Origin of the sequence: Muriicola sp. SD30 (assembly GCF_041205185.1) — a bacterium.
Classification (GTDB): Bacteria; Bacteroidota; Bacteroidia; order Flavobacteriales; family Flavobacteriaceae; genus Muriicola.
On sequence record NZ_JBGEWB010000001.1, the window covers coordinates 521,417 to 536,457 of the forward strand.

The 15,041-nt window shown below is 41.7% G+C and carries 16 protein-coding genes; 2 read left to right on the top strand and 14 right to left on the bottom strand.

The window, feature by feature from the left end:
• Window positions 1-63: 63 nt before the first annotated feature.
• The 4 genes from AB8P51_RS02300 to AB8P51_RS02315 are packed head-to-tail and all read right to left on the bottom strand — an operon-like array spanning window position 64 to window position 3,686.
• Entirely contained in the window at window positions 64-1,596 is a 1,533-nt protein-coding gene (locus AB8P51_RS02300) for a cryptochrome/photolyase family protein (protein ID WP_369747152.1), read from the bottom strand.
• Window positions 1,597-1,610: 14 nt separating this feature from the next.
• Window positions 1,611-2,906, bottom strand: coding sequence for a DASH family cryptochrome (locus tag AB8P51_RS02305; protein ID WP_369747153.1), 1,296 nt, complete (start codon window positions 2,904-2,906; stop codon window positions 1,611-1,613).
• Window positions 2,903-3,088, bottom strand: a complete 186-nt coding sequence (locus AB8P51_RS02310; RefSeq protein WP_369747154.1) for a DUF2256 domain-containing protein — start codon at window positions 3,086-3,088, stop codon at window positions 2,903-2,905. Before AB8P51_RS02310 ends, AB8P51_RS02305 begins: the two co-directional genes overlap by 4 nt.
• Window positions 3,042-3,686, bottom strand: coding sequence for a flavin reductase family protein (locus AB8P51_RS02315; RefSeq protein WP_369747155.1), 645 nt, complete (start codon window positions 3,684-3,686; stop codon window positions 3,042-3,044). Before AB8P51_RS02315 ends, AB8P51_RS02310 begins: the two co-directional genes overlap by 47 nt.
• Before the next feature lie 130 nt (window positions 3,687-3,816).
• Here AB8P51_RS02315 and AB8P51_RS02320 point away from each other — a divergent pair, with 130 nt between their 5' ends.
• The gene (locus tag AB8P51_RS02320; protein WP_369747156.1) at window positions 3,817-5,169 is read left to right on the top strand and encodes an FAD-dependent oxidoreductase; all 1,353 of its coding nucleotides are present in this window, start codon (window positions 3,817-3,819) and stop codon (window positions 5,167-5,169) included.
• Between the two features lie 5 nt (window positions 5,170-5,174).
• Here AB8P51_RS02320 and AB8P51_RS02325 read toward each other — a convergent pair whose 3' ends face one another.
• The 3 genes from AB8P51_RS02325 to AB8P51_RS02335 form a co-directional block, all read right to left on the bottom strand.
• Entirely contained in the window at window positions 5,175-5,594 is a 420-nt protein-coding gene (locus AB8P51_RS02325) for a DUF4174 domain-containing protein (RefSeq protein WP_369747157.1), read from the bottom strand.
• Between the two features lie 77 nt (window positions 5,595-5,671).
• The gene (locus AB8P51_RS02330; RefSeq protein ID WP_369747158.1) at window positions 5,672-6,451 is read right to left on the bottom strand and encodes a zinc ribbon domain-containing protein; all 780 of its coding nucleotides are present in this window, start codon (window positions 6,449-6,451) and stop codon (window positions 5,672-5,674) included.
• Between the two features lie 3 nt (window positions 6,452-6,454).
• Entirely contained in the window at window positions 6,455-7,549 is a 1,095-nt protein-coding gene (locus tag AB8P51_RS02335; RefSeq protein WP_369747159.1) for a Nif3-like dinuclear metal center hexameric protein, read from the bottom strand.
• A gap of 47 nt (window positions 7,550-7,596) precedes the next feature.
• Here AB8P51_RS02335 and lpxK point away from each other — a divergent pair, with 47 nt between their 5' ends.
• A complete protein-coding gene (gene lpxK / locus AB8P51_RS02340; RefSeq protein WP_369747160.1) occupies window positions 7,597-8,589 on the top strand; it encodes a tetraacyldisaccharide 4'-kinase in 993 nt (330 codons plus the stop codon).
• Here lpxK and AB8P51_RS02345 read toward each other — a convergent pair.
• From AB8P51_RS02345 to AB8P51_RS02375, 7 genes are all read right to left on the bottom strand, one after another.
• Complete coding sequence (locus AB8P51_RS02345) at window positions 8,584-10,809, bottom strand: ATP-binding protein (protein ID WP_369747161.1); 2,226 nt, start codon at window positions 10,807-10,809, stop codon at window positions 8,584-8,586. The genes lpxK and AB8P51_RS02345 overlap by 6 nt on opposite strands.
• On the bottom strand, window positions 10,806-11,816 hold the full coding sequence (gap, locus tag AB8P51_RS02350) for a type I glyceraldehyde-3-phosphate dehydrogenase (RefSeq protein WP_369747162.1): 1,011 nt from the start codon (window positions 11,814-11,816) through the stop codon (window positions 10,806-10,808). Before gap ends, AB8P51_RS02345 begins: the two co-directional genes overlap by 4 nt.
• A gap of 65 nt (window positions 11,817-11,881) precedes the next feature.
• Window positions 11,882-12,757, bottom strand: coding sequence for a lipoyl synthase (gene lipA / locus AB8P51_RS02355; protein ID WP_369747163.1), 876 nt, complete (start codon window positions 12,755-12,757; stop codon window positions 11,882-11,884).
• A 60-nt stretch (window positions 12,758-12,817) separates the two neighbouring features.
• On the bottom strand, window positions 12,818-13,381 hold the full coding sequence (locus AB8P51_RS02360; RefSeq protein ID WP_369747164.1) for an RNA polymerase sigma factor: 564 nt from the start codon (window positions 13,379-13,381) through the stop codon (window positions 12,818-12,820).
• Between the two features lie 41 nt (window positions 13,382-13,422).
• Complete coding sequence (locus AB8P51_RS02365; protein ID WP_369747165.1) at window positions 13,423-13,629, bottom strand: membrane or secreted protein; 207 nt, start codon at window positions 13,627-13,629, stop codon at window positions 13,423-13,425.
• Window positions 13,630-13,704: 75 nt separating this feature from the next.
• Window positions 13,705-14,463, bottom strand: coding sequence for an anti-sigma factor domain-containing protein (locus AB8P51_RS02370; protein ID WP_369747166.1), 759 nt, complete (start codon window positions 14,461-14,463; stop codon window positions 13,705-13,707).
• Entirely contained in the window at window positions 14,463-15,026 is a 564-nt protein-coding gene (locus AB8P51_RS02375) for an RNA polymerase sigma factor (protein WP_369747167.1), read from the bottom strand. Before AB8P51_RS02375 ends, AB8P51_RS02370 begins: the two co-directional genes overlap by 1 nt.
• Between the last annotated feature and the right edge of the window lie 15 nt (window positions 15,027-15,041).

A 15,041-nucleotide genomic window follows, 5' to 3' on the forward strand; every position in this document is an offset into this window, starting at 1 on the left:
GGCGGATGGTATAGTATTTACGATTAAAACGATTAGTTTGGATGATATTTCTTCAAATATTGATTAAAACTGATCGGGATTTTCAATGATCTGCCTGGCCCTGGCTCTTATTTCTTCCATTTCTTCCTCCTCCTTCTTTGATAGCAAATTAAGCATCATTCCCATTCGGGGATTGTCTTTAAATGATTCTTTTTTGGCATCCAGAAAATTCCAGTACAAAGCATTGAAAGGGCAGGCATTATCCCCTGTTTTCTTCTTGTGGTCATAGGTACATCCGGCACAATAATTTCCCATTTTATTGATGTAATTAGCACTACTTACATAAGGTTTGGTGGCTACAATTCCCCCATCCGCAAACTGACTCATTCCCCGGGTATTTGTGATCTCCACCCATTCAATCGCATCGATATATACTCCCAGATACCATGCATCCACCTCGTCGGGGTGGGTCTGGGTGAGCAGGGCGTAGTTTCCCGTGATCATCAGGCGTTGGATATGATGCGCATAAGCCTCTTCCAGACTCTGGTTTATCGAATGGCTTAAACAATTCATTTTGGTATCCCCGGTCCAGTAGAAATCCGGGAGTTTATTTTGGTTGTCAAGAGCGTTTTTTGATTTGTAATCAGGCATTTCCCTCCAATATACGCCCCTCATAAATTCGCGCCAGCCAAGAATCTGACGGACAAATCCCTCTACCTGACTAATATCAATCTCTGTCTTTTTCTTTCGGTATTCCTCAAGAACCCTATCAATCACCTCTTTTGGAGAGATCATTTTACTATTCATGGCAAAGGATATACGAGAATGAAACAGGAATCTCTCTTCGGTGTGAAGTGCATCCTGGTAGTCTCCAAAATGCTGTAATAAATTCTCGGCAAAATAATTCAGCACTTCCAGACTTTCTTTTCTCGATGTAGGCCAGTTAAATGCCTGAGGATCTATCTTCCCTATGGTTTTGATCCCTGCCTTCTCTATTTCTGTAATTATTTTTCGCACGTCTTTACGGAGATCGTACTCAGGGGGAATGGCCGGACTACCTTTCCATTTTTTTCGGTTGCTCTGGTCGTAGTTCCATTTTCCACCTTCGGGTTCCCCATCCTGCATCATGATATTGTACTTTTTTCGCATCATGCGATAGAAGGATTCCATGACCAGTTGTTTCTTTCCCTCAAAAAACTCCTCTAGGGTATCCCTGCTGGTTAGAAAATGATGAGTATCAGAATAATCATTGCTAATGTCAAGGGAAGTCGTAATTTCTTTCAATTGCTGATCGAGGCGGTATTCATCGGGTAACTGGTACTCAAATTTATCTGCCTTTAGTTTGTCGATGTATTTATGGATGAGTTCATTCAGGTCCTGTGCATTTTCCTCATCATTGATTTTCAAATAGATCACTTTATGGCCCTGCTCTTTCAGGGAGGCTGAAAAATTTCGCATAGCAGAGAAAAAGGCAACTATTTTCTGAATATGGTGCGTAACATAGTCGGTTTCCTGCCTCATTTCGGCCATGAGGTATATACAATCGGGGTCCACCTCCTCAAACCATGGATGTTGAAGATTTAGTTGGTCTCCTAATATTAGACGTAATTTTTTCATCTGTTACTTGTCTTTTAAAACAGGCTCGGCTGCAACCAGCGATTCTGGAATTTACCCTGAGGGTCGTACATTCCTGCCTGTCTCGGTATATTGAATTTTCTATCTCTGGGATCGTTACCTACCCCACTGTTGTACATCCAGTTGCCCCAGTTGCTGTGAACGTCGTAATCGATCAGCATGGCTTCAAAATAGGAAGCGCCTATCCTCCAGTCCTGTTTCAGTTCCTTTGCCCAGAATGAAGCAACGTTTTGCCTCCCACGGTTACTCATCCATCCTGTTTTTGCCAATTCAATCATATTGGCATTTACAAAAGGCTCACTGGTAGTACCATTAATCCAGGATGTTCTGGCGGTCTCGGAGTTGTTCCAGGAATAATCCTTCTTCAGGATACCTCCAAGCTGAAATATAGAGTCTCCGTATTTTAAGGAAACATATTTAAAATAATCCCTCCAGATCAACTCAAAGATGAGCCAGTAGGTATCCTGATTCTTTTTAATTTCCTTTTCAAATCTTTTGACTTCCCGGTAGATCGTCCTTGCCGATATACTTCCATTCGCAAGCCAGGGGGAAAGTTTTGAACTGTAATCTTTACCCAGCAAGCCATTTCTTGTTTTTTTGTAGTAAGCCAGTTTTTTGGTCTCCCAAAAATATTCTTCTATTCGTGCAAGGGCTGTATTTTCACCCCCCTGAAATGGAAAAGCAGTATGTGGATGAGGCTCAAAAGGGGAGAAACCCAGATCTTTTAATTCGGGAATGGGGGTGGATTCAGTGAGTATATTTTCGGGACCTTTGGCCTCTGGTATGTCTAGACACTCCCTAACCCTTGCGTATTTTTCACATTGCTTTCTGAATTGGGTAAAGATATCGGGGAGATCTGATATATTCTTAAAGGGAATATCCTCCGGATGGAAGAGAAATTGATCATAGGTCTCAATAAATTCAATATTCTCTGAGCATTTTTCCCTTACTTCTGATAGCTCTTTTAACTCGTCCCTGGTCCATTCTTTTTGCAAACAGACATGGTCTACTTCGTATTTCTTTATCAGATCCGGAATTACGTCTTTTGCTTTCCGGGGGTAGATCAATAAACTGATATTGAGTAAAGCCAGGTTTTTTTTGAGGTCCCCCAGGGTTTGAAGAAGGAATTTCGCCCGGTATTTCTCCATCTTCCTGAAACCATATGGACCTGTTTCAAAAAGGGCAGGGTCTATGCAATATACTGCTATAACACTGTCGCCCTGGCAAGCCTTTTGCAGGGAAGAGTTATCTGCGACACGCAGATCGTTTCTGAACCAGACTAATGATTTCATTTTTTTAGTTTACGATTATTTCTGCGACATCTCTCACTGCAATACCTTACTTCTGCCCAGTCTCTTTTCCATTTCTTCCTCCAGCTAAAGGGGCGGCCACATCGGACACAGACTTTTTCGGGGAGACTAAGTTTCTTATGCGCCATTTTTGATAAAATGCGGTTTAGATTCCGGCCTTGCATATGACAACCGGCCTAAAAAGTTAGGTAGGGCATATCCGTCCTGGCCCATGGCTGCTACGGAGTTGATTTTATCCAATTCTAGAAAACCGTCAGAGTCCTGAATATGATCAGGAAAATAAATATGCTCAATCGCCCCGATCACCAGGATACAATCATTTTCTTCCAGGAGGTAATGGTTTTTATAGCTGCATCCAATTTTGATTTTGCTTTCCGCCACATAGGGGGCTGTAAAACCATCTAGATATTGTTCGTTTAACCCCACTTCTTTGAACTCTGACGCTTGCTGCTTGTATTTTGCTGCAGTTTGGTGAGCTTGATTTAGGAAATCAGAAGCGACCTGATTTACGGTGAATTGCCCTGTTTGTTTAATATTTTCAAATGTATCCCGGCGCACCGTCAGGGGACGAAGAACAAATCCCAAAAGTGCTGGCGAGCTGCCAATATGCACCAGTGAACTAAAGATCGCAAGATTCGATTCCCCCTTTTCGGAACGAGTTCCAATAAGGTTGCACGACTTGTAGCCTGTAAGACTGTTTATAAAATTCGCTCTGAATCGCGAATCGAGTTTATCAATACGTTCGAGATCAATATGTGTCATATTATCAAATGTTTAACAAAAATATCTAAAAGTTAAACATAATGGCGTTAAGGGTATAATAAAATCAGAAGAAGCGCTCTGATGATAATTTCTTACTTTTATCATCTTTAATTGGTCTAGCTGAAAATTTATGGCTCAAAGCCCCAAGAACATTGCGATTGTAGGATCAGGATTAGTGGGTTCTCTTTTGGCGATCTACCTACGTCGTTTAGGACACAGCATCACTGTTTTTGATAGAAGACCCGATATCAGGACTGTAGAATTTTCTGGTCGATCCATCAATCTTGCCATGAGTGATCGTGGGTGGAACGCCCTGAAGGAAGTTTCCCTGGAGGAGGAGATAAAGAAAATTGCCATACCGCTCGAGAAAAGGGCGATGCACGTTTTGGGGAAACCCCAGTATTTTCAGAAATACGGGAAAGAAGGAGAGGCCATCTGGTCAATTTCAAGAGGTGTATTAAACAGAAGGATGATCGATCTGGCCGAGGAGGCGGGGACCAAATTTAAATTTAACGAGAAAGTGTGGGATGTTGACCTGCCCACTGCTACCCTTTACACCGGCGATTCCGAAAAAAGTGAGTGGCAGGAATACAAATTCGATATCATTTTTGGCTGTGACGGGGCATTTTCAAGAGTTCGGCATAAAATGCAAAGAAGGAGCCGGTTTGACTATTCGCAGCATTTCCTCGAGGTAGGATACAAGGAACTTACTATTCCCCCTAACAAGGACGGATCTCATAAACTCGACAAGCATTCATTTCACATCTGGCCCAGAGGAAAATTTATGTTTATCGCAATGCCCAATCTCGACGGGAGTTTTACCTGCACCCTCTTTCTCCCTTTCGAAGGAGAGGTGTCTTTTGAAAAGATCACAACTAAAAAGGAGGCCAAGGAATTTTTTACCACCTATTTTCCGAATGTAATGCAGGACATAGAGAATCTGACCCGGGATTTCTTTAAAAACCCCACCAGTGCCATGGTAACTATGAAATGTTATCCCTGGACATACTGGGATAAGGTAGCGCTTGTAGGGGATTCTGCCCATGCTATAGTCCCGTTTTATGGCCAGGGAATGAATGCCGGGTTTGAAGATATCTATTCCCTTAATAAGATCATAAAGCAATTTGGAGATGACTGGGAGACTATTTTCCAGACCTTTCAAAAACAAAGAAAACCCAACGCAGATGCTATCGCCGAGTTGAGTTACCGTAATTTTATCGAGATGAGTAGTAAGACCGCCGACCCCTCATTTCTCTTACAAAAGAAGATCGAGAAGTGGTTTGCTGAGAGACATCCCGACTTATGGGAACCCACGTATTCGAGGGTGACTTTCTCTGACAGGTCCTATGCTGAGGCACTGGCTATTGGAGATTTTCAGGAAGCCATCATGCAGGAAGTCATGAAAATACCTGATATTGAAAAGGAATGGCAAAGTAAAGAGGTGGAGGATAGAATGCTTCAGCTCCTCAGCAAAAAGGGATAAAAGAATTACGGATTGTTCTTTTTTCTCATTTCCCCACGCCTCATGGGCATGCTGTCTATCAAATCAAAAATAGCAATAGGATCAGCGTAAAATCCGGATTCGAGTTTAACTCCCCCGTCTTTTCCAATAAGGAATACGCCTTCTTGTTCAAATTCGATTTCATTTTTGGAAACTCCTGAAACCGTTCTGAATTTCTTGTCTTTGACAGTGTTGCCATCGTAAATCAGAATAATTAGATCACGTTCTTCCAACTCCTTCTGATAGGAACTAAACAATTGGAGCTGAGCTTTGGTCTTTTCAAGCCCTTCGCCTGAATCACATAAAAGGAGAATCCGATTTTTCCAACGGTAAGCATTTAGATCCTGGGAAATCATAGTATAGTTGATCAATAAAATAAAACTCAATAAAAGACTGAATTTCCGCATACCTCACTCATTCTGAATCAAATGTATAAAAAAAGCCATCCCGAAGGATGGCTTGTGATTTAATAGGGTGAGAATAATTAAATCTTGTCAAACATTTTATGCATTTTTTGCTGCTCTTCTTCAGCGAGGACAGGATCAACCAAGATACGTCCACTGTGTTCATCAGTGATGATTTTTTTTCTCGATGCGATTTCTACCTGCACCTGCGGTGGGATTGTAAAAAATGATCCTCCGGAAGCTCCTCTTTCAATAGGAACAACTGCCAGGCCATTTTTAACGTTGGTGCGGATTCGTTTATAAGCTTTTACCAGTCGCTCTTCGATCTGCTTCTCAAATTTTCCAGATTGCTCCAGCAGAGCCTTCTCTTCTTTTTCAGTTTCCGCAAGGATTGCATCCAGTTCACTTTTTTTATGCTTGAGGTGCGCTTCGCGTTCTGCCAGCTTTTCTTTAGTATCAGCGATTACTTCCTTCTTTTGCTCGATCTGTGCCTTAAATTCCTTGATGTTTTTCTCAGCCAACTGGATTTCCAGTTCCTGGTATTCAACTTCCTTGGCCAAAGAATTGAATTCGCGGCTATTTCTTACGTTTTTCTGCTGTTCAGCATACTTTTTAATAAGAACCTTTGCCTCGTCAATAAGATTTTTCTTAGCAGTTATCTCGTAATTAATGGTCTCAAGATCTGTTTTTAGCTTATCCATCCTGGTTTTTAGTCCCAGTACTTCGTCTTCCAGATCCTCCACTTCCAGGGGTAACTCCCCCCTTACATTGCGAATTTCGTCTACTCTTGAATCGATGAGTTGAAGATCGTAAAGAGCCCTTAATTTATCCTCTACTGTAGCTTCTTTCTTTGCTGCCATATATTAAAAATACTTAATGGGATTGGTTTTGCTTTCTGATAAAGCGATTGCAAAATTAGGGATTTTTTTTGTAAGATAATCTACTAGAAGATTTTTTGTGTATTGTTCTGATTCGTAGTGCCCTATATCCGCCAGGACAATGGCTCCCTCAGCCTCAAAAAACTGATGGTATTTCAGGTCTGCAGTGAGAAAAATATCAGCGCCTGCAGCCTTTGCAGCTGAAATTGCAAATGCGCCACTTCCACCCAGAACGGCCACTCGCCGAACTGGTTTATTTAACAGTGCTGAATGTCGGATGGATTCCACTTTCATTTTCTTCTTTACCATAGAGAGAAATTCCCTTTCCGGCATAGGTGCAGCCAGCAGTCCGATCATCCCCATTCCCTCCAACTGGTTTGTATTGTCTAATATAATTACTTCATAAGCAACTTCCTCGTAGGGATGACTTTCAAACAAAGCCCGGATTATTTTTTTCTCCAAACGTGCAGGGAACGTCATGTTGAGCTGGAATTCTTCTGTTATCTCAATTTTTCCCTGTTTTCCCTGGGTAGGCTGTGCCCCTTCCTCCGGTTTAAAACTGCCTTTCCCCTCAATTGAGAAACTACAGTGACTGTAGTTTCCAATGGCGCCGCCTCCAGCAGCGAATAAGGCTTCTTTTACTTCTTCCGTAGCTTTTTTTGGAATATAGGTACTCAATTTTTTAATACCTCCTGATTTGGGGAGGAGGATACTGGGGCTCTCAATCCCGAGAACTTCACAAATTTTACCATTGACACCCCTGGAGACATTGTCGAGGGCTGTATGTATGCTATAAATATTGATCTTATGTTCAATGGCCTTGGATACCACTCTTTCGACATAAGTTCTACCCGTGATTTTTTTTAGTCCCGAAAAAATAATGGGGTGGAAGCTAACAATAAGGTTGTATTTCCGGTCAATGGCTTCATCAATTACGTTCTCAAGGGTGTCCAGGGTAACCAGTATACCACTTACTTCCCTCTGGGGGTCTCCCACTAACAGTCCGACATTATCAAAATCCTCCGCAAGGCTCAAGGGGGCCAGCTCTTCCAGAATATCCGCAACTTCTTGTACAATCATGCTTAAATAACCAAGCTTCAAAGATAAAATATTATATTTTCGTTCCGATGCAACTCCTGAGAAAAATAGCCTTTCCTTTTTCCCTGCTTTATGCCATGGTAGTTTATGTACGTAATCTGTGCTACGATATAGGGGTATGCAGGTCGAAAAGCTACCGCACACCAACGGTTTGTATTGGTAATCTCAGCACAGGAGGAACCGGGAAAACTCCCATGATAGAATGGGTGCTAAGACAGCTTCATCAAAACAAAAAATGCGCAGTGCTGAGCCGGGGTTACAAAAGAGAATCCAAAGGATTTTTAATCGTTGAACCGGGGTCAGCTCCTGAAGAAGCAGGGGATGAGCCCTTGCAGATTGCAATGAAATTTCCAAAAGCGATTGTCGCTGTAGATCGAAACAGGCAAAGGGGTATAGCCAATCTGGAAATGCGGTATTCTCCTGAACTTATACTGCTCGATGATGCCTTTCAGCATCGAAAGGTAAAGGCAAGCTTATATGTCCTTCTCACAGCCTATTCCCAATTGTATTCAGAAGACTGGTATCTCCCTACCGGAAATCTGAGGGATCACAAGAATCAGTCTAAAAGGGCAAAGATTATCATTGTAACCAAATGCCCTGTTGAACTGGATAAGGACGAACAGCATAAAATCATCAGCAGCCTTAATCCCGATCCCGCTCAAATGGTATTATTTTCAAGTCTGGCATACAATGATCAGGTTATTGGGAAAAACGATTCCCGCTTACTGAGTAGTATTGCTTTGGAGGAGGTTTTACTGGTTACGGCCATCGCCAATCCTGAACCACTGCTAAACTACCTCAGGCAAAAAGGGATTCAATTCAAACATAGAAATTTTCCAGATCATCACTATTTTACTGAAAAGGAGATTGTGGAATTTAACAATGTGCCCTTTGTACTGACTACAGAAAAAGATTTTACCAGGATGGGAGGGAAGGTGTCCGGGGCCTATTATTTACCCGTACAACATCAATTTCTGAATGATGGAAAAGAGAAGTTTCTAAGTATATTGAATACATTATGAGGCAGATTTTTTCTGCTTGGCGTCCACAAAGTTCTCTCCGATTTTCTGATAGAACACTTCCGGTTTAAAAGGCTTTGTTACTACGTCATTACATCCGGCTGCATAAAAAGATTCCAGACTATCGTCTAAAGAAATGGCCGTTAATGCTATGATCGAGGTTTGGCGATCAAATTTCCTGATTTCGATGGTAGCTTCAACCCCGCTTATTCCGGGCATGTGGATGTCCATTAAAATACCGTCATACTGGTTTTTGTTGGCCTTGTCGATGGCTTCCATGCCATTTTCGGCAATATCGCAGCCAATACCTCGCTTAGCCAGCATTTTCTTGGTAATTACCTGGTTGATTTTGTTGTCCTCAACCACAAGGACATGGAGGCCATTGAGATCGTACTCCTTCTGTTCCAGTTCAAATGGCACATCATCCACGACACTATCTTTTGCTTTAAGTTCCAGTTCGAAAAAGAAAGAACTGCCCTTTCCTATTTCACTTTTCAGTTCGATCTGACTGTCGAAGAGTCCCAGAAGACTTTTTACGATAGTAAGTCCAAGGCCCGTTCCTCCGTATTCCCTGTTGATTTGAATAGATCCCTGTTCAAAACTGTCAAAAATACTTTGCTGCTGTTCTTTGCTGATACCGATACCGTTATCTCTTACTTCAAAATAGACAGTGACATTTTCTTCTTCCTTTTTAAGCAACTTGACTATAACCCGAACTTCTCCGTTTTTAGTGAACTTTATGGAATTTCCTATTAGATTGATCAGGATCTGAGAGAGTTTTAAAGGGTCACTCATCAGATGCTGGGGTATATTGTCATCGTATTCGAGAATGATCTTGGTATTCTTTTCCTTGGCACTTTGTTGCAGCGAATCTATCACCTCACTGATAATCTTTTTCAGATAGAATTCTATGCTTGCTGGTTCCAGTTTATCAGCATCAATTTTATTGATCTGGAGGATGTCATTGATAAAATTCAGGAGATAATCCCCTGAAAATTTAAGAGATTTGAGATGTTCTTTCTGATGATCCGGGGGGTTTTCTTCCAGTAGTAAATGTGTTAATCCGGTAACGGCGTAGAGCGGCGTACGTAACTCGTGACTCACCGTTGACAGGAAATTTGTTTTAGCCTCCATAGCCTGTACAGCAGCATCCCTTGCGGCCTGCAATTCCCTGTTCTTGGTTTGCAGCAAATCGTTGGTCTTGAGTTTGATCTGGTTATTGCGATACAGGGAAACAGCAAGGAGTGAAATAATAGTTAAAAAGGCCGATGTGAGTATAGCGGTAATCTCAGATCGGTTGGCCGATTCACTGAGTTCCTCAATCCGTTCATCCTGTCTTGTAATAACAGCCTTGGCATCTTCCATAGCCAACTTATCGGCTTTGTTGGTTTCAGCCTTTAATTTATCTATGGTAAAAATTGAATCCTTGATTTTAACAATGTTCTCTTTGTATTGAAGTGCCAGCTTGTACTGCGCATCTTTTTCATAGGCCTGGGCAAGATATTCGTTGGCTTGCAGAAATTCGGTCTTAAAATTATTGCGCTGAGCCAGCTCAAGGGCATTTATACTATTCTTGATACTCTCTTTAAAATCCTCGGTTTGCAGGTAAAGTTGAGCCAGACCCAGGTGTGCTTTGGTAGTGAGGAAGTTCTTTTCTATAGGATCTGTGTTTACCAGGAGGGCATTAAAACTTATTGAGGCTTTTTCATAATCCTGGATCCTCATATATATCATCCCCTCTAACAAAACCATATTGTTTAAGAGGTTTCTGTCATTGCTGAGCTTTTTAGCATCAATAAGCTCTTGTAAAGCTCTGAAATTGAGATCTGAACTAAAGAGTAGTTTAGCTTCCACAAACTTAGAAAACCCTTCCCCTGAGGGATAAGACAGGTAACTTTCCAGCATACGATTGGCTCTTGCCAGGTAAAATTCGGCCTTTTCTCTGTCTCCCCTTAACAAATTCAGCAGTGCAAAACGATTGTAGGTGCCAATCATTCCTTTTTCGTTCAGGGAAGATTCTGCAAATTGCTGTGCCTTATCGAGCACATCAAAGGCCATATCAAGTTGATCCTGGTTTTTATAAGCAGTGTATTCCTCAAAGTATTCGGAAAGAGTGGCTTCAACAGAGGCGTTGTCCTGTGACCATATGGGCATAAGAAAGGTAGCCAGTACAAAGAGTACCAGAAAGCCTAAGCGTCGTTTATATGGTCTAAGATCGATCAAATATATTCTTTACTCTCTAAAAATTGAATTACATCGATGATCCTGCTGCTATATCCGGTTTCATTATCGTACCATCCTATAACTTTTACCATTTTACCCAGTACAGATGTCATCATAGAATCAAACGTACAGGAATAGCAACTATTGTTTATATCTATAGAAACTATAGGGTCTTTCGTATAAAAAAGTACGTTTTTTAGTTCATTTGCCGCCAATCTCTCAAAAGTATCATTAATTTCCTCAATGCTGGTATCTTTTTTAACGTTTAGTGTGATGTCGGTCAGAGAGCCATTAGGAACCGGAACCCTGATCCCACAACCGCCAATAACTTCTGCGAGATTGGGAAAAATACGCGTTAAAGCTTTGGCCGCGCCTGTTGTAGTCGGGATGATCGATTGTGTAGCCGCTCTTGCCCTTCTCAGATCGCGATGTGGCCGATCGTGAAGGCTCTGATCTGAAGTAAAGGAATGTACCGTGGTAATATAAGCCTGTTCTACTCCCCAGTGATCATCGATGACTTTGATCATAGGTGCTGCGTTATTGGTGGTACAAGAGGCATTTGAGATAATGTGATCTTTGGCAGTCAGCGTTTTGTGATTTACCCCATATACAATCATTTTGATGTCATCGCTTTCCGGGGGCACCGCCAGAATAACTTTCTTTGCCCCATTAGTCAGGTGATTGTTTAGATCACTTTTAGCTTTAAACTTTCCCGTGGCTTCTACAACCAAATCTACTGCAGCTGTGGTCCAGTTTATTTTTTCCGGGTGGTCATGCTGGGTCATAAGAATTTCCTGCCCGTTCACCAGTAAGAGGTTTCCCCGGGCTTCAATCTCTTTACTGAAAGTTCCATGGATACTGTCGTATTTCAATAAATGAGCAAGGGTAATTGGATCCGCTAGGTCATTTATTGCGGTAACCCTAATACTTGGATGGCCTTGTAGTAGACGAAATAAGGTGCGGCCTATACGACCAAATCCATTGATGCCGATATTTATCATTTTCATGGGATATTAAATATGTCCGGGCAGAAGATCCTGCGCCCGGGTTTGGTCTTCGCCCGCCTTGGCGATCAGAGGATATGTTTATGAGCCTTATAAGAAGAACGAACCAAAGCACCACTCTCCACATGTCGGAAGCCTAATTCAAGGCCTATGGTTTCGTATTTCTTAAATTGCTCAGGGGTAATAAATTCCTTTACTGGAAGATGCTTTTTTGACGGTTGTAAATACTGGCCAATCGTTACCACATCAACATTAGCTTCTCGAAGATCTTTCATTGTGTCAATAACTTCTTCTTCAAGCTCTCCCAGCCCAAGCATAATACCTGATTTGGTCCTGTTGACTCCTGCATTCTTGAGGTAGCGCAATACTTCTAAACTACGTTCATATTTGGCCTGTATCCTTACCTCCCGGGTTAGCCTTTTAACAGTTTCCATATTGTGAGAAACTACTTCAGGGGCAACTTCTACTATCCTGTCGAGATGTCGTTCAATTCCCTGGAAGTCAGGAATAAGGGTCTCTAATGTAGTCTGTGGGTTCATTCTGCGAATCGCCTTTACGGTCTCTGCCCAGATAATAGAACCCATATCTTTTAAGTCGTCCCGATCTACAGAGGTAATCACCGCGTGTTTAATTCCCATGATCTTGATAGACCGTGCAACTTTTTCGGGTTCTTCCCAGTCTACTTGTTCCGGCCGCCCTGTTTTTACACCACAGAAACCGCAGGATCGGGTACAGATATTCCCGAGGATCATAAAAGTGGCAGTACCTTCTCCCCAACACTCTCCCATATTAGGGCAACTCCCGGATGTACAAATGGTATGCAGGTCATACTTATCTACCAAACCTCTCAATTGGGTATATTTCTTCCCTGTTGGAAGTTTAACCCTTAACCATTTTGGCTTTCCTTTAGGTGGTGCTATCGTAGCCGTACTTTCCTCACTCATAGGTAAAATTTGTACAAATATACGAACAAAAATAATCGTAATTTTCCTTTACAAAGGGGGTTATTTCGCCTTAATCATTTCAGCGAGAAGTTTTTTAGCTCTTAGTAATTTAACTTTTACATTGTTGATTGGTTCATTTAATTCCTCAGCAATGGCAGCATAGGAAAGTTCCTGAAAATATCTCAGGTTAATCACTTCTCTGTAATGTGGCTTAAGATTCCTGATATGACCTAAAAGACTGGCCAGATTTTGCTTTTGAATCAACTGATCTTCAGCACTGGGAGCACTGTCCAGGACTTTTTTAATCACTTCCTGATTCCCGCGATGACTCTGTTCCCAAACATTTCTTTTACGTTTTCTTACCAGGTCGATGTGTATATTTTTGGAAATGGTAAAAAGCCAGGTTTTAAACTCGTAAGAATCGTCATAGCTATGAATTTTGTCGAAAGCCCTTGAAAATGTCTGAATAGTGATGTCTTCAGCATCATTTTCATTCTGGGTCCGACTTAGCTGAAATCCGTAAACCTCATTCCAGAATCTGTCGAGAAGAGCACTGAAGGCCATCTGATTACCCGCCTTGGCTTTTTCAATGTTTTCCTTGAGGTTTTGGGAGGAAGTATCCAATTTAATTGATTAGGGAAGTGAGGATGATCGAATCATATGGTCTACTGCAAATGCGAGGCTTCGTTTCTGCATTCCTGTTCATCCGGTAGTTTACCGCACATCCCACAGGCTTCCCCACTTTTATTAAGAAAGGGGCTTTGACTTGCACAGGTACCGGCAAATTTGCCGTCTTTCTGCGTCCAGATTTTAATGGCGATGCCTGCAAAAGCGAGCGCTAACAGACCAATTGTCAATAAAACTAACTTCATGATTAAAGTTTGTACAAAGATATAAAAAATAAGCCCCCGAAGTGGGGGCTGAAAAGTTAATGAATCACCAAAAAACTAATAAGAAATATTGGCTACGATGTTTTGTACAGTCGGACTTGGATTTCCGCCCATCGGTTCGATGGTAATATAACTTATCGCATTTTCACCATAGGGTAATGGAAGTAATTTGTCCTTGTCTTCAATATTTTTTATGATGCCGAGATTCACCATATCTCCGTTGACCTCTGCCCACATTTGATAGCACTGATCTTCAGGGAGGTTGGGTAAATTCCTGACATTGATATAAGACAATTTTTTAACAGGGTTTACATATGCTACGGCCTTTAATTCCCTTGCTTTTTCATTCCCATTAACAAGATATTTCTTGGTCTGTGGATTGTTGAGAACGATAAATTGGTTGCGAACGTCCTCCAGTTGTTGTTTCATATCCGCTTCCAGATTCTGAATTCGGTTGTTCACCATGGTATTCTCATCCTGCAGGTTCATATTCTGATTCCAGAAAAAATAGGAAGACCCTGCAAAGAGGAAGGCCGCAATACTCGCAGCAATAGCGAAACGACGCACTTTTCTCCTTCCCAGGTCCTGCTTCCTGATTCTGTGAAAGATTTTTGCTTTCAGACCATCTGGCGTGGGTATAGCATGCATTTTTGCAAAAATCTCGAGGTTTTCCTGAAGTTCTTCAAATTGCTTCCGTACCTCGGGATACATGACGATATATCGCTCCACCCGGGCTGTCTCAACAGCAGAAGTTGTTCCCAGAAGATATTTCTCCAGAAGGTCCGACTCTAAAAAAATCTTTATTTTGTCTTTCATCACTTTAGCATTATTAGGATCAATATCATCAGAGTGCTGCCGTAAATTTTCCCTAATTCTCTCAGGCCTATTTTTAATCGTGATTTGATAGTGCCAAGGGGAATATCTAATTCGTCACTAGCTTCCTGCTGGGTCATTCCCTGAAAGAAAAGTGCGTCAAGTACCACCTGGTATTTGTGCTCGATCTTTTCGAGGTTCTCCCTGACATCCATAAACTCTGGTCTGATGGCGTCAATTCCTAAATTATATACGTTGGAAACGTCTAATTGGATTTCCTTGTCCGATTTTGTCTGAACACTTCTGAGTTTGTCAATTGCCGTATTTCTGATAATTCTGAAAAGCCAGGTAAACAATTTTGCTTTGGAAGGGTCGTAAGTGTCAGATTTTTTCCAGATTTTAACAAAACTTTCCTGCACTACGTCCTGAGCCAGTTCTTCATCTCTGACAACCTTTAGCGCTACGCCGTAAAGCGTATCTCCGTAATGGTCGTATAAGAGTGAAATGGCCTTTTCATTGCGTTCCTGCAATAACTCTACAATGTGTTTTTCAAGCAGTATGCTCATGGCTGGATGAGATAT